Source organism: Bradyrhizobium roseum, from assembly GCF_030413175.1.
Classification (GTDB): Bacteria; Pseudomonadota; Alphaproteobacteria; order Rhizobiales; family Xanthobacteraceae; genus Bradyrhizobium; species Bradyrhizobium roseum.
Map to the genome: position 1 here is coordinate 2,399,042 of NZ_CP129212.1, position 16,863 is coordinate 2,415,904.

The 16,863-nt window shown below is 61.6% G+C and carries 15 protein-coding genes; 13 read left to right on the top strand and 2 right to left on the bottom strand.

What is annotated here, in order from left to right; genetic code table 11:
* The first annotated feature begins 78 nt into the window (after positions 1 to 78).
* From QUH67_RS11400 to QUH67_RS11415, 4 genes are read left to right on the top strand one after another with little or no spacing between them, the layout of a single operon-like run.
* Complete coding sequence (locus QUH67_RS11400) at positions 79 to 960, top strand: FAD binding domain-containing protein (protein ID WP_300946780.1); 882 nt, start codon at positions 79 to 81, stop codon at positions 958 to 960.
* On the top strand, positions 957 to 1,442 hold the full coding sequence (locus tag QUH67_RS11405; protein ID WP_300946781.1) for a (2Fe-2S)-binding protein: 486 nt from the start codon (positions 957 to 959) through the stop codon (positions 1,440 to 1,442). Before QUH67_RS11400 ends, QUH67_RS11405 begins: the two co-directional genes overlap by 4 nt.
* Complete coding sequence (locus QUH67_RS11410; protein WP_300946782.1) at positions 1,439 to 3,832, top strand: xanthine dehydrogenase family protein molybdopterin-binding subunit; 2,394 nt, start codon at positions 1,439 to 1,441, stop codon at positions 3,830 to 3,832. Before QUH67_RS11405 ends, QUH67_RS11410 begins: the two co-directional genes overlap by 4 nt.
* Positions 3,833 to 3,873: 41 nt before the next feature.
* Positions 3,874 to 4,689: an enoyl-CoA hydratase/isomerase family protein gene (locus tag QUH67_RS11415; RefSeq protein ID WP_300946783.1), complete on the top strand. Its 816-nt coding sequence runs from the start codon at positions 3,874 to 3,876 to the stop codon at positions 4,687 to 4,689.
* On the opposite strand, the gene QUH67_RS11420 is transcribed toward QUH67_RS11415, so the two are convergent.
* Both QUH67_RS11420 and QUH67_RS11425 read right to left on the bottom strand, forming a co-directional pair.
* Positions 4,593 to 5,192 carry a zinc-binding dehydrogenase gene (locus QUH67_RS11420; protein WP_300948010.1) on the bottom strand — a complete coding sequence of 200 codons (600 nt, stop codon included), beginning with the start codon at positions 5,190 to 5,192 and terminating at the stop codon, positions 4,593 to 4,595. The genes QUH67_RS11415 and QUH67_RS11420 overlap by 97 nt on opposite strands.
* Positions 5,101 to 5,856, bottom strand: coding sequence for an alcohol dehydrogenase catalytic domain-containing protein (locus QUH67_RS11425; RefSeq protein ID WP_320416135.1), 756 nt, complete (start codon positions 5,854 to 5,856; stop codon positions 5,101 to 5,103). The genes QUH67_RS11420 and QUH67_RS11425 overlap by 92 nt, the downstream gene beginning before the upstream one ends.
* A gap of 190 nt (positions 5,857 to 6,046) precedes the next feature.
* Here QUH67_RS11425 and QUH67_RS11430 point away from each other — a divergent pair, with 190 nt between their 5' ends.
* The 9 genes from QUH67_RS11430 to QUH67_RS11470 all read left to right on the top strand — a co-directional run bounded on the left by QUH67_RS11430 (position 6,047) and on the right by QUH67_RS11470 (position 16,847).
* The gene (locus tag QUH67_RS11430) at positions 6,047 to 7,054 is read left to right on the top strand and encodes an ABC transporter substrate-binding protein (protein WP_300946785.1); all 1,008 of its coding nucleotides are present in this window, start codon (positions 6,047 to 6,049) and stop codon (positions 7,052 to 7,054) included.
* A gap of 128 nt (positions 7,055 to 7,182) precedes the next feature.
* The gene (locus tag QUH67_RS11435) at positions 7,183 to 7,998 is read left to right on the top strand and encodes an ABC transporter permease (protein ID WP_300946786.1); all 816 of its coding nucleotides are present in this window, start codon (positions 7,183 to 7,185) and stop codon (positions 7,996 to 7,998) included.
* Positions 7,999 to 8,002: 4 nt separating this feature from the next.
* Positions 8,003 to 8,788, top strand: coding sequence for an ABC transporter permease (locus tag QUH67_RS11440; protein WP_300946787.1), 786 nt, complete (start codon positions 8,003 to 8,005; stop codon positions 8,786 to 8,788).
* Positions 8,785 to 9,846 carry an ABC transporter ATP-binding protein gene (locus tag QUH67_RS11445; protein WP_300946788.1) on the top strand — a complete coding sequence of 354 codons (1,062 nt, stop codon included), beginning with the start codon at positions 8,785 to 8,787 and terminating at the stop codon, positions 9,844 to 9,846. The genes QUH67_RS11440 and QUH67_RS11445 overlap by 4 nt, the downstream gene beginning before the upstream one ends.
* 8 nt (positions 9,847 to 9,854) lie before the next feature.
* Positions 9,855 to 10,694: a phosphodiesterase gene (locus QUH67_RS11450; protein ID WP_300946789.1), complete on the top strand. Its 840-nt coding sequence runs from the start codon at positions 9,855 to 9,857 to the stop codon at positions 10,692 to 10,694.
* Positions 10,695 to 10,998: 304 nt separating this feature from the next.
* Positions 10,999 to 11,874 (top strand): Bug family tripartite tricarboxylate transporter substrate binding protein, encoded by an 876-nt coding sequence (locus QUH67_RS11455; RefSeq protein ID WP_300946790.1) that lies wholly within the window; start codon positions 10,999 to 11,001, stop codon positions 11,872 to 11,874.
* Between the two features lie 470 nt (positions 11,875 to 12,344).
* Positions 12,345 to 15,395 carry an ATP-binding protein gene (locus tag QUH67_RS11460; RefSeq protein WP_300946791.1) on the top strand — a complete coding sequence of 1,017 codons (3,051 nt, stop codon included), beginning with the start codon at positions 12,345 to 12,347 and terminating at the stop codon, positions 15,393 to 15,395.
* A gap of 61 nt (positions 15,396 to 15,456) precedes the next feature.
* Entirely contained in the window at positions 15,457 to 15,876 is a 420-nt protein-coding gene (locus QUH67_RS11465) for a hypothetical protein (protein ID WP_300946792.1), read from the top strand.
* A gap of 236 nt (positions 15,877 to 16,112) precedes the next feature.
* Entirely contained in the window at positions 16,113 to 16,847 is a 735-nt protein-coding gene (locus QUH67_RS11470; RefSeq protein ID WP_300948011.1) for a Crp/Fnr family transcriptional regulator, read from the top strand.
* Positions 16,848 to 16,863: the final 16 nt, after the last annotated feature.

Here is a 16,863-nt window from a genome sequence, read left to right on the forward strand (position 1 = left end):
AACAAACTTGACCTTTGTCGATCCCGACCCTCTAATCCAGCAAAACTGCGGATATTTGGCCGGGGAGGTCACGCCGAAATGAAAGCCTCGGCTTTCGCCTACGCCCGCGCAACCAGCGTCGCAAACGCGCTGGAATTGCTGACAGCGCATGGAGACAAGGCCAGGGTGCTGTCGGGTGGCCAGAGCCTTCTGCCGGCGATGAATCTGCGTTTGATATCCCCTGAACTCATTATCGACATTGGCGAGTTGGCCGAGTTGCGCGGGGTGGCGGTGAAGGAAGGGGTCCTCACCATCGGCGCGCTGACGCGTCACGTCGATCTCCTGAAATCTTCGGAAATTGCAGCCCATGCTCCCTTGCTGACCGAAGCGGTCGCCCATGTCGCGCATCCAGCGATCCGCAACCGCGGCACCATCGGGGGAAGCCTGGCGCACGCTGACCCAGCTTCCGAACTGCCGGCCTGCATGCTTACGCTTGAGGCTATTCTCATCGCTCGCGGGCCGGGTGGCGAGCGGCGGATTCCGGCGGCCAAGTTCTTCACGGGAATCTATGAAACAGCGCTTGGACCGCAGGAATTGTTGGTCGCAATTGAGCTGCCGGTGAGTCCAGGAAGTGCGACGCACTTCTTTCATGAGTTTGCCCGCCGACATGGCGACTACGCGATTGTCGGTCTCGCGGCGCAGGCCGTCGTCAGGGACGGGCGGTTCGCCGATCTTCGCCTTGGTTTCTTTGCGGTCGGCGATCGGCCATTGCTGGCTGGCGCTGCCGGCAAGCTGGTCGATGTTGCCATTACGTCTGGGGTACTGTCTGGGGCGTTATCCGCATTGGATGAAGAGCTCGATCCCCTGGAGGATCAACAGGCGACGCCCGCGATGCGCCGGCATCTGGCGAAGGTCCTGTTGGCGCGTTGCGTATCCGCGCTGCTTGGTCGCCCCGATCTTCTTTCGGGAGCAACAGCGTGACGACTGCGGTTGCAATCTCGTTTGTCGTCAATGGCGAGCACATTGAAGCGAGTGTACTGCCGCGTCTGAACCTGGCGGATTTTCTCCGTGAGTATCTTAAGTTGACCGGTACGCATGTCGGTTGCGAACACGGGGTGTGTGGCGCATGCACGGTCCGCGTCAATGGCGATATCGTCCGTTCCTGCCTGCTGCTTGCGGTACAGGCGCACAATGCGACGGTTGAGACGATCGAGGGGGTCTCCGACAGCGGCGAGATTGCCGATTTGCAGTCTGCATTCCGGGACCGTAACGCGCTGCAATGCGGCTTCTGTACGCCAGGAATGCTGATGGCGGCACAGGATCTGTTGAAGCAATCGCTGAGTCCGAACCGACAACAGATCCGCGAACATCTTTCCGGCAACTATTGCCGCTGTACCGGCTATCAGGCCATCGTGGATGCCATCGAGACCACAGTGCGGACGCGCGCCGGACGCTTGCCATGACATCGGCCCAGGAGAATCCTGAAACGCTTTCTGCGCTGGATCGTCCGAATTCCTATATCGGCAAAACTGTGCCGCGGCCGAACCTCGACAGGCTAATGCAGGGGCGGGGGCTGTATGTTAGCGACATTGAGCTGCCGCGCATGGCACATGTCGTATTCCTGCGCTCGCCGCATGCGCACGCGAAGATCAAGGGCATCGACGCTTCGGCGGCGAAGCAGATGCAGGGCGTGATCGCTGTCGTTTCGGGGGAAGAACTCTCGAAAATCATCACGCCGTGGGTTGGCGTGCTCTCGCATTTGAAGGGTCTCAAATCTGCACCGCAAAGTGCCTTAGCGGTCGATCGCGTGTGCTGGCAAGGCGAAGCGGTCGCGGCTGTGGTGGCGAGCAGTCGCGCTCAGGCCGAGGATGCTGCCGAGCTCGTCGAGGTTGAATATGAAGAACTCGACGCAGTTACGGACATGCGCACTGCGCTCGATTCAGCAACAGTTGTGATCCATCCGTCTCTCTGCGATAATTTGGCTTTTGAGCGCAATCACGATGCCGGCGCCGTCGATCAGGCCTTTGCGGAAGCGGATGAGGTGGTGGAGGCAGATTTTGTTTTCGGACGACACACCGGCGTGACGCTCGAGCCACGTTCCGTGGTGGCCGATTGGAACGCCACAGAATCAAGGCTGACCATCTATCAGGGTACGCAAGCGCCGCATATGGTGCAGAACATTGCGGCGCTTCATCTTGGTTTGACGGAATCGCAGGTTCGCGTGGTCTGCAAGGATGTCGGCGGTTCTTTCGGCATCAAGGTTCACATCTATGCCGACGAGATGGCGACTTATGCGCTGTCCAAGCTGTTGCGGCGTCCGGTTAAATTCGTCGCCGACCGCGTCGAGAGCTTCAATACCGACATCCATGCCCGCGACCACCGCTGCAAAGGAAAGATCGGCGTCAGGCGTGACGGCACCATCACCGCATTCGAGATCGACGATCTTACGGGTATCGGGCCCTATTCGATGTACCCACGCACCAGCGCAATCGAGGCCAACCAGGTCGTCAATCTCGTCGGCGGCCCGTATCTGACCAAAAATTATCGTGCCCGGGCCCGCGTCGTGTTCCAGAACAAGAACGTGACGTGCCAGTACCGCGCCGTTGGCCATCCGATCGCCTGCTCGGTGACGGAAGGCCTGGTTGACCTGGCGGCCATGAAGATCGGCATGGACCCGGTCGAGATCCGCCGCCGCAATCTGATTGCCGATGACGCTTATCCCTGTGCTTCGCCGTCGGGCCTGCGCTTTGAGCAATTGTCGCACCATGCGGCGCTCGCCAAACTCATTAGAATGATGGACTACGAAGCGTTGCGCGCCGATCAGGCGGCCTTGCGGGCCAAGAACATCCATCGCGGCATCGGCATCGCCAGCTTCATCGAGGTTACCAATCCCAGCGCGGCGTTTTATGGCGTTGGCGGCGCGAAGATATCCTCGCAGGATGGCGTTGCGGTGCGGCTCGACGCGCAAGGCTCAGTGATTTGCCAAACAAGCATCACCGAACAGGGACAGGGATCGGAATCGCTCACCGCGCAGATCGTCGGGAGCGTGCTTGGTGTCTCGATGGATCGCGTCCGCGTGATCCTGGGCGATACTGATAATACGCCGTATGGCGGCGGCACCTGGGCCTCGCGGGGCGCCGGCATCGGTGGCGAGGCCGCGCTTCAAGCTGCCAAAGCACTGCGCAAGAACATCCTCGACGTCGCGGCCGCTGTTCTGCAATCGACGCCAGGGGAACTCGACATTGTCAACAATGGCATCGTTAGTGCCGTCGATGGTACACCGCGGATCGATTTGAACGAGCTGGCGCGCATCGTCTATTTTCGTCCCGATACGCTGCCGCCGGGCATTCAGCCCGAGTTCATGGCTACCAGGCACTTTGTCCCGCGCGAATACCCCTTTGCCTTCACCAATGGCGTTCAGGCCTCCTGGCTGGAGGTCGATACCGATACGGGCTTTGTGAAGCTGCTGAAGCATTGGGTCGTAGAGGATTGCGGCACCATCATCAATCCTCAACTGGTCGACGAACAGATCAGGGGAGGCGTGGTGCAGGGCCTTGGGGCCGCGCTGTTCGAGAAATGCGTGTATGACGAACGCGGCCAACTTACCAACGCCAATTTGGCCGATTATCTGGTTCCGATGTCCGGGGAGATGCCCGACATCGATGTCGGACATGTGGTTTCGCCGACGCTGGAATCGGAACTGGGCGCGAAGGGCGCGGGCGAGGCCGGCACGGCTGGTGCGGCAGCGGCCGTGACCAATGCGGTCAATGACGCGCTCCGGCCGTTTGGGACGGTCATCACGGAAATCCCATTGACGCCGCAGGTCATCCTGGCCGCTCTGGGGCGGATATAGTGCGACGGCAACCAGATTGATCAGGAATAACGAGGAGTCATATGGACCAAGCCCAGCGCGCGATGCAGACCGAATCCAACGAAGTCCTCTATGAGGTAGCCGATCATATCGCGGTCATCACGCTCAACGCTCCCGAGCGCATGAACACGATTTCAGGGCCGATGCTGAACGATCTCACGCGGCTGCTGATCAGGGCCAACGAGGATCGCGACGTTCGCTGCGTCATCCTCACAGGCAATGGGCGCGCCTTCTGCGCAGGTCTGGATTTGCGCAAGGAGCGCAGCGGTGACGGTCTCAGTTCGGCTTCGTCAGCGACTTCGCTGGACCTGCGCAACACGCCGCCGACCGTTCTGCAGGCCATGGACAAGCCGACGATTTGCGCCGTGAATGGCGGAGCCGCCGGCTACGGCATGGATACGGCGCTCGGTTGCGATATTCGCATCATGGCAGAATCAGCCAAGCTGGCGGCGGCTTTCGTCAAGCGCGGCGTGGTGCCGGAGTCCGGCGGCACCTGGTTTCTGCCGCGCATGATCGGCTGGGCCAAGGCATCCGAACTGATTTTCACCGGCCGCACGCTCTCGGCGCGAGAATCTCTCGAATGGGGTCTTGCCAACGAGGTGGTGCCGGACGCCGGCCTGATGGGCCGGGCGCGCGAGGTGGCGCGGGAGATCGCGGTCAATGCCCCCTTGGCGGTGCAGGCCGCCAAGCGCATGATGCGAATGGGACTCAACGAAACATTTCCCGATCACGTGCACCACGTCTATCTGCAGCTGCTGCCGCTGTTCAAGACCCAGGACATGCACGAAGGCATCAAGGCATTCATGGAAAAACGGGAGCCGAAGTTCGAAGGGCGCTGATGGCCGTTCGCACTACTCAGCGGCCACATCCGAAATCGCGCTTGCTTGCCGGTTGGTAACCACCACCTTGATCGCATCCTCGATGCGCTCGCGGGCGTAATGTAGCGCCGTCGGCAGGTCGGCCAACGAAAACGTGTGGTATGGATTTTCGTGGCGTCGAAGCGCTTCTCGGCCATCAGCGCCATGGCACGGCGGGTAGCGCTGCGGCCTTCGCCCCGAATTCCGTAGACGTAGATATTGTTCTTCACGAGATGCGCGAGATCCATCGTGACCGGATCGTGCGGAAACGCGGCGAGGCAGATCTTTCCCCCGCGACTGGTCATGAGAATGGCCTGATCGATCGTAGCTTCGGAGCCGGCGCACTCGACCACATAGTCTGCGCCGATGCCTCCCGTGAGCTGCTTTACGACCTCAACGGCATCCTCGTCGTTGATATTGATGACGCGATCGGCGCCGAGTTGCCGGCCGATCGCCAGTCTTCCGTTGCGTGTCCCGGTCAGGATGACCGGCCTGGCGCCGAGCGCCTTGGCAACGGCCACCGCGAGTAGCCCGATCGGCCCAGGTCCGATCACCACAACGCTCTCGCCGGCAACCAATCCCCCCCAACTCTGTCAATCCATACATTGAGGTCCCCGCGGTGACGACCAACGTCGCCTCGGCGTCGCTCATGGTGTCGGGCACCCGCGCGAGCGTGTTGATATGATTCACGGCGTATTCGGCAAATCCGCCGTCGGTCGTAAATCCGTTTGCGCGATGGCCCTTCTCCGGCTTCCCGTAGTTCAGGCATGACGTGTACATGCCTTGGCGGCAGCGCTTGCACTGTCCGCAGCCGGCGTGGATCTCCACGCTGATCCTCTCCCCAATGCTGAATTCGTCGACCTCGGGCCCGACGGCTGCGACCGTGCCCATACATTCGTGGCCCGGCGTGAAATTCCTGTTGAAGGGGAGGCCGGCCTCAATGCTGGCCGGCGATCCCGAATGAATGATTTCGAGATCGGTGGCACAGATCGCAACCGCGTCGATCCGTATCAGCACTTCCGCGCGTGAAGGGATAGGCATCGGCTTCTCGCACAGCAAGAGCTGGTCCGGATCACCGGGTACCCAGGCCGTCATCCGGTCGGGAAGCGGGAGGTCGGGCGAGGTCCTGACACCTGGAGGTTGGTACATGGTTCTCTCCTCTTGCGCTGGATGCTAGCCGAAAATCGCGATCCGGTGAAACTGCCGGATGTGGCCAGCCTGACGTCGGTCAGGTTTGCTGCACAGCAAAACGCTCTGTCGCAAAACCTTCATACGCGGCCTATACTTGCACACCGGTTGGCGATGAGATCGTCGATTGCCGCCTAAGCCGGAGCACCCCATGAAGACCATCCGTTTTGTATTTGCCTTGCTTGTGGTGTCGTTGATCGCGCCCTGGCAGTCCGCCAAAGCGGCTGACGTCATCTGTTACAATTGCCCGCCGGAATGGGCGGATTGGGCGTCGATGCTCAAGGCGATCAAGGCCGATCTCAACTACGACATTCCGCACGACAACAAGAACTCGGGCCAGGCGCTGGCGCAGATCCTAGCCGAGAAAAGCAATCCGGTCGGCGATATCGGCTATTTCGGCGTGACCTTTGGCATGAAGGCCAAAGCGCAGGATGCGCTTGAGCCCTACAAGCCGGCGAAGTGGGACCAGGTCCCCGCCGGTCTGAAGGATGCCGACGGCTACTGGACCACGATTCACTCCGGTACGCTCGGACTGTTCGTCAACAAGGACGCGCTCGGCGGTAAACCGGTGCCGGCCTGCTGGAAGGACCTGCTGAAGCCCGACTACAAGGGGATGGTCGGTTACCTGGACCCATCCTCGGCGGCGGTCGGTTATGTCGGCGCCGTAGCGATCAACCTCGCGCTCGGCGGCTCCCAAGCAAACTTCGACCCCGCGATCAATTTCTTCAAGGACCTCCGCAAGAACGATCCGATCGTTCCCAAGCAGACGTCCTATGCCCGCGTCGTCTCCGGCGAGATGCCAATCCTGCTGGATTACGACTTCAACGCCTATCGTGCAAAATACTCGGAAAAGGGAAGTTTTGAATTCGTGATCCCCTGCGAGGGATCGGTGGTGTTTCCCTACGTCGTCGGCCTCGTCAAGAACGCGCCCGACAAGGACAAGGCCAAGAAGGTGCTGGACTATCTGCTTTCGGACAAGGGGCAGGCGATCTGGACCAACGCCTATCTCCGCCCGGCGCGCCCGATCGATCTGCCGGAGACTGTGAAGAAGAAATTCCTGCCCGACAGCGACTATGCGCGCGCAAAGAACGTCGACTGGGGACAGATGGAAAACGTGCAAAAAGGCTTTGTCGATCGCTATCTCGCCGAGGTGCGCTGAGGCAATATGGCGTACGTACAGAGCGTTTTCGAGCGAAGTGGTTCCCGGTTCGCGTGAAGAAAATCCGTCAGATCAACAGAGCTGCGTTTTTAGTTTGTTAAAGCGCAGCTCCGGGGCGCCATCTTCTGATGTCACACAGGTCGTTCGTCTGGTTATGCCTGCTGCCGCTTGCAGTAGTGACGGCGGCATTTTTCCTGTTGCCGATGGTGCGGCTCGTTGTGACCGGAGCGGAGGGACCGCAGGGCTTGGCGGGCTATCTGGCAATCCTGATCGAGCCGCGCTATCGCGCGACCCTCATCAACACCGTGCTGCTCGCAGCCGCGACCACTATCGTGACGCTCATTGTGGCGACGATCGCCGGCATGTTCCTGCAGCGGCATCGGTTCCCTGGCCGCGCCGTCCTGATTGCGATGCTGACTTTCCCACTGGCATTTCCCGGTGTCGTGGTCGGGTTCATGATCATTCTGCTGGCCGGGCGACAGGGCCTGATCGGCGATTTCTCCAACCGGCTGTTCGGCGAGAAGCTGGTCTTTGCCTATTCGATCTACGGCCTGTTTCTCGGCTATCTCTATTTCTCCATCCCGCGCGTCATCCTCACTATCATGGCCGCGGTGCAGAAGCTCGATGTCGGCCTAGAAGAAGCCGCGCGCTCGCTCGGGGCGGGCCCGTGGGCAGTGCAGCGCGATGTCGTGCTGCCGGCACTGGCGCCGGCGTTTGTTGCCTCCGGCGCGATCGCGTTCGCGACCGCGATGGGGGCGTTCGGCACCGCGTTTACGCTGGCGACGAACATCGATGTGCTGCCGATGCTGATCTATACCGAGTTCACGCTGGCAGCGAATTTCTCGATCTCGGCGGCGCTGTCGGTCGGGCTCGGTATCATCACCTGGTTCATCCTTGCGCTTGCCCGCTCCTTCAGCGGAAGCGCCGTCGCCGCGGCCGGATGAGGCCATGCGCGATCGCCTGATCTTCACCAGCCAGTTCATCTTCACCCTGCTCGTCGCCGGATTTCTGGTGGTGCCTGCGATCCTGTCGATCTCTGCCGGCGTCACGGTGAACTACTTTCGCGGCATCCAGTCCGGCATCACCCTGCAATGGGTCGTGCAGGTGTGGCAGCTCTATGCCGGTACCATCCTGCTGTCGTTCGTCGTCGCTTTTGCGACGCTCGCGGTAACACTCGTTGTCGGTGTGCCGGCCGCTTATGCCTTGCACGTGCGGGGCGGCCGCTTTTCGCGGATCGTCGAGGAGATCATCACTCTGCCCCTGGCGGTTCCTGGCCTCGCCATTGCGCTGGCGTTGCTCCTGACTTACGGCGGTTTCGGTGATTTTCGCCGCTCCTGGTTATTCATCCTCGTCGGCCATGTCATCTTCACCATGCCCTTCATGGTGCGATCGGTCATGGCCGTGTTCGCGACCGTTGACATCAAGACGCTGGACGAGGGCGCGGCGTCGCTCGGCGCATCGCCGTGGCGGCGTTTTCGCGATGTGATCGTGCCCAACGCGCTGCCCGGCATTTTGGCGGGCAGCCTGATGGTGGTGACGCTGTCGCTCGGTGAATTCAACCTGACCTGGATGCTGCACACGCCATTGACCAAGACGTTGCCGATCGGCCTCGCCGATAGTTATGCCTCGATGCGCCTGGAGGTGGCCTCGGCCTATACGTTGATCTTCTTCGTGATGATCATTCCGCTGCTGGTTGCCATGCAATTGTTTGCCGAGAAGGGACAGAAGAGATGAATGCACAGGCCGGACACGGCGCATCGGTGCATATCGAGGCCTGCGGCAAGACCTTTGCGGACGGAACGCGCGCGCTCGAACCAGCAACGCTGGACATCGCCCGCGGCGAGACGCTGGTGCTGCTTGGCCCCTCCGGCTGCGGCAAGACCACCATGCTGCGCATCATCGCGGGGCTCGAGTTGCCGGACGCCGGTGGCAAGGTGCTTTTCGACGGCAAGGACATGACGGCGGTGCCGATCGAGCGTCGCAACGTCGGCATGGTGTTCCAGTCCTACGCGCTTTTTCCCAACATGACCGTCTCGGACAATATCGGCTATGGCCTGAAGATACGTGGGATGCCGGCGAAGGAGCGGGCGGCGCGCGTCGCCGAACTGGTGGCGCTGACCAATATCTCAGGTCTTGAAAATCGCCGCATCGACCAGCTGTCGGGCGGCCAGCGGCAGCGCGTCGCGCTCGCCCGCGCGGTTGCGATCCGGCCAGGCATCCTGCTCCTCGATGAGCCGCTGACCGCGCTCGACGCCGCGCTGCGTGACCGTCTGCGCGGCGAACTGAACCGCCTGCTGCGTGCGCTGGGCATCACCACGATTTACGTCACCCACGATCAGTCCGAGGCCATGGAGCTCGGCGATCGTGTGGTCGTCATGCAGAAGGGGGCGATTGCCCAGATCGGCACGCCGCGCGAGATCTATTTTACACCGCGAAATCGCTTCGTGGCCGAATTCATTGGCGCTGCGAATATCGTCGAGGCCCCTGTCGAGGGCGGCAACCTGGTGTTGCCGGGCGGGCGGCAGCCGATTCACGGCGATATGGACATGCCGGCCGCGGTTGCGATGATCCGCCCCGAAACCATCCGCGTGACGGCGTCCGAAAATGCGCCGCTTTCGGGCATCATCGACAGCGTCAGCTTCGTTGGTGACAGGCAACGGCTGGTCGTCAATGGTGCGTCCAACAAGTTGCTCACCATCGATGCGCCGAATACGGTTCACGTCACGCCCGGGGAACGGATCGGATTGTCAATTTCGCCGGACGCCATACGCTTGTTGCCGCCCGAGAACTGAGAAGGTCGATGTCGCCAAAACCAGTCCATATTGCCCAGATTTCCGATCTGCACATCAAGCCGCCGGGATCGCTTGCCTATGGCAGGGTCGATACCGCCAAGGCGCTGGAACGCTGCGTTGCGGCGCTGAACGAATTCGATCCTACGCCGGATTTCGTGGTGATATCGGGCGATCTGGCGGACACGCCGACGTCAGAGGAATATCAATACCTCATGCGGCTGCTGGCGCCACTCAAGCTTCCGTTTGCCGGTATCCCCGGCAATCACGACTCGCGCGAGCTGATGCGGGCCGCGTTTCCCTCCGCTTGCTATGCTTTTGCATTTGGGGCGCTCAACCAGAGAGTCGAGGTCGCCGGCCTCGATCTGCTGTTGCTGGATTCAAGCGTCTACCGCAACCCGCACGGTGAGCTCGACGGGCCGACGCTGCAGTGGCTCGACGAGACGCTGGCTGCATCGCCGGACCGCCCGGCGCTCTTGTTCTTGCATCATCCGCCATTCAAGGCGGGGATCTGGCACATGGATCGGCAGAATCTCCTCAACGCAGCGGACCTCGCGCCCATCGTGCGCCGCCATCCCCGCGTGCAATTGATCGCGACGGGGCACATCCATCGCGCCACCCTGACGATGTTTGCGGGCGTGCCGACGACAATCTGCCCGGCTCCGAACCATGCCGTCGATCTCGACCTCGTCGAACGGCTTCCGCCTTCCTTCAGGATCGAGCCGCCCGCCTTCCACCTCCACGCCTGGTTTCCGGGCGAGGGATATGGCACCGTCGTAACCCATCAGGTGCCCATCGGGAGTTTTGACGGCCCGCATCCGTTTTTCGCGGCTGATGGAAAGCTGTTGTGAGATGAAGGCAAGCCCCCTCGTGTCCCGGACGCGCTGAGCGCTCCGATCTGTCGCCAATGTCTTCGAGATTTTGTGTTCAGGCCCTGCGGAGCGGGGGCGAAAAGGCCACTTCGGCTGCGTCCCGGTCGAGATTCGGCGGGCCGCATTGCCATCCGGGGCGCGGAAGGGCAATCATTCCCCAAATGATTGCGGCCCAAGGGAGAAACTCCAAATGCGAATGCTTTATTGGCTGTTTCCGGCGCTCGCGCTGCTCTCGAGCTACCCGGCGGTCGCACAAGGGACCTATGCGGACCGGCCGATCAAGATGATCGTGCCGCTGGCAGCGGCGAGCGCCGTCGATGTCGCGGCGCGGATCGTTACCCAGAAAATGGCTGACAATATGGGTCAGCAATTCGTGATTCTGAACCAGCCCGGCGCGTCGGGGATGATCGGGGCGGAGGCCGTCGCCCGCGCCGAACCGGACGGCTATACGATCGGCGGGTTCAACGACAGCATCATGACAATGGTGCCCAACCTTCAGTCTAGAATGCGCTGGGACATTCTAAAGGACTTCGAGCCGGTGTCGCTGGTGGCGACGGTGGAGTGGGGGCTGATTGTCAACAATCAGAGCAGCTTCAGGAGCGCGGCGGACCTGATCGCGGCCGCCAAGGCGGCGCCCGGCAAGATAGACTACGGCTCGGGGGGGCCGGGAAGCCCGCAGCATCTGGCGATGGCGATGTTCGCGTCCGCTGCCGGCATCTCGCTGACGCACGTGCCCTACAAGGGCGCCACGCAGGCTGCCACGGACATCGCCTCCGGCCAGATCCCCGTCGGCTTCCAGGGTCTCGGGACGGTGGCTGCAATGGTGCGCGGCGGCCAGCTGAGGCTGATCGGTGTAACCACCGAAAAGAGGTTGCCGCAATTCCCAGATGTGCCGACGGTCTCGGAGTCCGGTCTGCCCGGCTTCTTCTTCAACTCATGGTTCGCAATTCTGGCGCCGGCCGGCACCCCGAAGCACATCATTGTCCGCCTGAATGCCGAGGCGGTGAAGGCGGTCGGCGATCCCGAGGTGCGGCGCAAGCTTGAAGAGCTGGGCTTTGCGGTGCGCGGCAGTTCAGCAGAAGATCTGCGCGCCATGACGCGCGATCAACTCGCCAAATACGAGCGCGTGATCCGGGAAACGGGCATCGCCAAGGAGTAGCCGCAGGGCGCATGGCGTCGCCGATCGGCATCGTGATCGGGGCTCGCTGTCCCCCCCGGGTGGGCACGCGTCGCGCCGCAGACCACCTCCAGCGCCCTGACCGCCGCGGAAGCGGGGCTGATCTGCATTCGCCAGTTGCATGACATGCCGTTTGGTATGAGAAACTTGGTTGTGCTTAGATGAGTTGCCTTCCGATTCCCCTCACTCAGAGACCACGCCGACGCATGGCCTGCCTTAGCACGCCCACAATCCTCGACAGACGACGTAAAGGCTTGTTCGTCCATGAACTTTCGCTAGTCTGAATAAGTGGATGGAGGAAGCCGAGGGTGTCTTGCCAGGTCTGTTCGTCGACGCTGAGAGCTGGCGACCTGTTCTGCTCTGCATGCGGCGCGGTTGTCCCCAACAATCCGTCTAGACCGCCCGTATCTGAAGCGCGGGGCCGTATTGCGGGCGAGCGGAAATTCCTTACCGTGCTCTGCTCCGACCTGCAGCGCTCGACCGATCTGATTTCGGACCTCGATCCCGAAGAAGCGATCTCGCGGCTCGAGCCGGCCCTGATCGCGATGCGGACCGCCGTTCGCCGCAACCGCGGGATCGTCAGCAAGGAGGGCGGTGACGGACTGATTGCGCTGTTTGGCGCTCCGCACGCGGACGACAACCACGCCGTGATGGCCTGTCACGCGGCCATAGAGGTCGTGAGGCGGATCAAGCTGCTGGAAGATCCACGTCTTCACGTCCGGATCGGTCTTCACTCCGGCTATGTTGTCGCGCATGTCATCGAAGCCGATTTCTCTTCCATCTATGAAGCAGGCGGACCGGCGGTCCACCTGGTAAAGCGGATCGAAAGCGCGGCGCAGGCCGGACAGATCCTGGCATCGGAGTCGAGCCAGACACTGGCGACCGGAATCGTAACGTTTAATCCCTTGCCGCCGAAACGGTTGGAGGGATTCCCCGCCCCGGTGCCCTGTTACGAGGTCGTCGGAATCAGTGGGATGAGCCGCTGGCGCGCCCGCTCGATGGCCGGTCTTTCGTCCTTTGTCGGCCGCAACGAGCAGATTTCGCAGTTGGAGCGCGCGGCGCAGGCCATCGGCCCTTCCGGGAAGATCGCCGCCGTGGTGGGAACGGCCGGAATAGGAAAATCCCGTGTGGTCCATGAACTCGTGGACACCCTCCGGCAACGTGACTGGCAAGTCATCGAGGCCGAGTGCAATCCGCTCGAACAGTCGGTCCCGTATGCGTTGGTGAAAAGGCTTGTTCAAAACGCGCTCCAGGCGGGCGGTCTTCCCCTCGCGGACTACCTCGAGCCCGTCAGCGAATCCACGCTGGCACACAGCGAACTTTGGCCCGTGGCACTGAATTCCGTTCTCGACCAACTGGTCGGGGATCCGCGCTGGCGCGACCTCGAGCCGTTGCTGCGACGGCGCGTCATCATCGATGCTGTTCGCAATGTGCTGGATCGGTTGGTCTCGTCGCGGCCTACGGTGTTGTTGCTGGAGGATTTGCACTGGATCGATGGCCAGAGCGAGACGGTCATCGAAGCGCTGATGTCGCTTGCGGCTAGCCGGCCGCTGCTGGTGCTGCTGACCTGGCGGACCGAGTATACGCCGAACTGGCTTGAGGATCTCGATGTATTGCGAATCTGGCTTCGGTCGCTCGACGCGGCCGCGGCCAATGCACTGCTCGACAGCCTGCTCGGCACGGCTGCCGGTATCGATGCGCTCAAGGCCCGTATCCTCCGACATACCGGACAAATCCCGCTCTTTATCGAGGAGGTCGTCCGGCAGCTCATCGATCGCCGCGCCACCGGCGGCGCCGACGTATCTTGGGACATGCTCGAAATCCCTCCCACCGTTCAGGGCGTGATCGCGTCGCGCATCGATCGTTTGCCGAAAGAAGACAAGGCGCTGCTGCAGCTTGCGTCTGTTCTCGGGCCAAGGATATCGCCAAGCCTGCTTGCTGCGGTGACGGGGATGCCGGTGGCGCAGCTGCAAAGCCGGCTCTGGTCGCTGGAGATCCTCGATTTTCTCGAGGAGGCCCGCTCGGTCGCATCGGTCGAGTATGTCTTTGCCCATGATCTCATTCGCGAGGTTGCCTACGAGTCGATCCTCCGCTCACAGCGGGAAGTGCTGCACCGCCGGATTCTGACGGCTCTGGAAATGACATCAGTCGGGCGGGAGGAAGATGTCGCGGAAGCGCTTTGCCATCATGCGGTCAAGGCCCAGGACTGGGCAAAGGCCGACCGCTATGCCCATCTCGCCGCGAGGAAGGCATTTGCGAGATCGGCGTTCCGGGACGCCACGGAATATTTCAAGATTGCGATGGACGCGGTGGACAAGCAGCCGGAATCGACGGCGCGCGAGCAACGGGCGATCGACCTTCGCATCGAAGCGCGGCTGGCGTTCGTGTCGTTCGGAAGCATCGAGGAATGGTTTGGTCTCGGTCAGGACGGCGAGGCGCGCTCCAAACAGATCGGCGATGAGGGCAGGCGGCTTGCTTCAATCGCGATGCGGGCGGCGGCGCTCAATTTCTACGGAACGCCCTATGAAGCGATCGCGGTGGCGGAAGAAGCGGTTGCCCTGGCCAACCGGTTGCATGACGGGCGCTGGCTCGGCTTTGTCGAATACGGCCTTGGCCAGTCCTATTTTCTCGCCGGGCGATTTCGGGACGCAGGGCGGCATCTCGCCAAGGCGGTCGCGCTGCTCACGAGCGCGCCGGAAAACGTTCCGCCGGGAACGACGGGATCCAGCCTCCTGGTGCTCTGCTACATGATGAGCGCCATGGTTCATGCCTGGATGGGCGAATTCGATCAGGCCGAGCGCTTCTCCGAGGAAGCGGGCATCCTGGCCGAAACGACCGACCGTTCCTACGATACGATCGCTGCAGACTATGGCCGCGGCATCGTGCAGATGTTGCGCGGCGATCTTGACGAGGCCGAGGCTGCTCTCGATCAGGCGTTTCGCGTTTCGCGCGAAAGCGAGGCGCGCCTGTTTCGGCCTCTGATCATGAGTGCGCTTGGAAACGTCTACTCGCAGCAGGAGCGCGCCGAACTCGCGACCGAGATCCTGCTGCAGGCCAAGGACGAGGCCGACAAGATTGGTCATGAAACCAGCAAGGTGGCGGTCCCGGCCTATCTCGGCGCGGCCTATGGTCAGCTTGGCGATGTCCAGCACGGGCTGGCGCTCCTGCGTGCCTGCCAGGCCAGCGCGAGACAGAAGGGGTATGCGGGCATCGAGGCGCTCGCGATGAGCGCCGAGGCAAATATTCTTGCGACCCAGGGAGGACACATGCTGGAAGAGGCGATGGCCTCCCTGCAGCGGACCATCGAATTCACGGCAAGGCTCGAAGCCTTGCCGCTGCTGGGTGCGGCCAAGGGAGTGCGGGCCCGGCTGCTGGCGGCCTCGGGGCGAACGGACGAGGCGAGGGAGGAGCTGATCCAGGCCATCACACTGTTCGACCAATCAAAAATGACTGTACATCTCCAGCGTGCTAAAGCGGACCTCTCCAAGTTTTCCGATATTTGACATAATATGGCCACGTTATGGCCACAGGCGATTAGCGCCGTTATTCAGGGGGAAGCAGGAAATGGGCGGATTAAGTTATAGTGGAAAATTTGAAGAGCGCATCAATGAGTTGTATAGCGCGAAGAATATCGGCAAAACCGCAAAGAAATTCAAAGAGTACGAGAAGAAGAACGGCCCTTATGCGTTCGGGAAGTTCACGAAGGTTCTGGTGCCGAAGAAGGAAGACTGGGCTGACGAATCGGGCTCTACCGGCGGCCACGACCGGTGGGAAAAGCACTCCGGCGCCATTCCCAAGGCGATCCGCGACAAGATCACCGAGGTCATTTCAACCAACCTGAGGTCGGCCAAGCCGATGCCGCTGGTGCTGAAGGTCGGCGAGAACGTCGATGGGACGCATGATCTCAAGGTTCGGCTCTTTGCCCATAACGGCCAGATGCATATTGGACTCCACATGCTTTGTCCGAATTCGTCGCTGAAATAACTTTCCGGCGACGCAAATCAGATTGGCCGGCAGGATCTCCAGATCGTGCGGGCTTTTCTCTGTCGGCCGGCCATCGGGTTTCGGCAGGACGGAGAGGCCCGATTCTGCCCTTATGGCAGGCAATGGCGCTTTTTTCCGCCGTCAATTCGACGTGCCCGGTGCTTTCCGGTTGAAAAGCCGTTCCGCGTTGACTACGCAAGGGCTTGGAGTCCCGCGTTCCCTGGAGTTTGACTGGCGTGCCCCAACAAAGGACGGGTGATTCTCAGGGGTTCTCGAGCAGCAAGCTGTCGGTCTTGCGCAAGCATCCGATTTTTGCCGATCTTGAGCCGGAGGCTTTCGAGCAGCTCTGCCGCTACGCCAAGCACTCCACCCTGAAACGGGGAACCACGCTGTTCTCCAAGGGTGATCCCGGCAACAGCCTGTACGCGGTGATCTCAGGCACGGTGAAGATGAGTATTTCATCACCGGACGGCCGCAATGCGATCCTCAATATCGTTGGCCCCGGGGAGATCTTCGGCGAGATTGCGCTGCTCGATGGACAGCCCCGCTCGACCGACGCCATCGCCAACAGCACGTGCGAACTCTTCGTCATCGACCGGCGCGAATTCATCCCCTTTGTGAGGGCCCAGCCGGCGCTGGCCATGAAATTCATCGAGCTGCTTTGCGAGCGGTTGCGATCAACCAGCGATCAGGTCGAACAGATCATCCTCCAGAATCTGCCGGGACGGCTGGCCAGTGCGCTGCTTCGCCTGTCGGAAAAGCACAGCTCTGAGCTGCAGGGCCGGACCATCGCGATCACGCAGCAGGAGATCAGCGAGATGGTCGGCATGACCCGCGAGAGCATCAACAAGCAATTGCGCGCCTGGGCCGGCCGCGATTTGGTGCGCCTCGAGCACGGTGCGATCGTCGTGCTGAATGCCGAGGTGCTTCGTGATATGGCCGAGGCGGGGTCCGGTCACGACGGCGAATGACCGGCAGGCGCGCCAA

Coding starts and splice junctions, on each gene's coding strand:
- QUH67_RS11450 (WP_300946789.1), top strand. CDS start 9,855: ATGTCGCCAAAACCAGTCCATATTGCCCAGATTTCCGATCTGCACATC.
- QUH67_RS11430 (WP_300946785.1), top strand. CDS start 6,047: ATGAAGACCATCCGTTTTGTATTTGCCTTGCTTGTGGTGTCGTTGATC.
- QUH67_RS11400 (WP_300946780.1), top strand. CDS start 79: ATGAAAGCCTCGGCTTTCGCCTACGCCCGCGCAACCAGCGTCGCAAAC.
- QUH67_RS11425 (WP_320416135.1), bottom strand. CDS start 5,856: ATGTACCAACCTCCAGGTGTCAGGACCTCGCCCGACCTCCCGCTTCCC.
- QUH67_RS11465 (WP_300946792.1), top strand. CDS start 15,457: ATGGGCGGATTAAGTTATAGTGGAAAATTTGAAGAGCGCATCAATGAG.
- QUH67_RS11445 (WP_300946788.1), top strand. CDS start 8,785: ATGAATGCACAGGCCGGACACGGCGCATCGGTGCATATCGAGGCCTGC.
- QUH67_RS11435 (WP_300946786.1), top strand. CDS start 7,183: ATGTCACACAGGTCGTTCGTCTGGTTATGCCTGCTGCCGCTTGCAGTA.
- QUH67_RS11455 (WP_300946790.1), top strand. CDS start 10,999: ATGATCGTGCCGCTGGCAGCGGCGAGCGCCGTCGATGTCGCGGCGCGG.
- QUH67_RS11415 (WP_300946783.1), top strand. CDS start 3,874: ATGGACCAAGCCCAGCGCGCGATGCAGACCGAATCCAACGAAGTCCTC.
- QUH67_RS11440 (WP_300946787.1), top strand. CDS start 8,003: ATGCGCGATCGCCTGATCTTCACCAGCCAGTTCATCTTCACCCTGCTC.
- QUH67_RS11410 (WP_300946782.1), top strand. CDS start 1,439: ATGACATCGGCCCAGGAGAATCCTGAAACGCTTTCTGCGCTGGATCGT.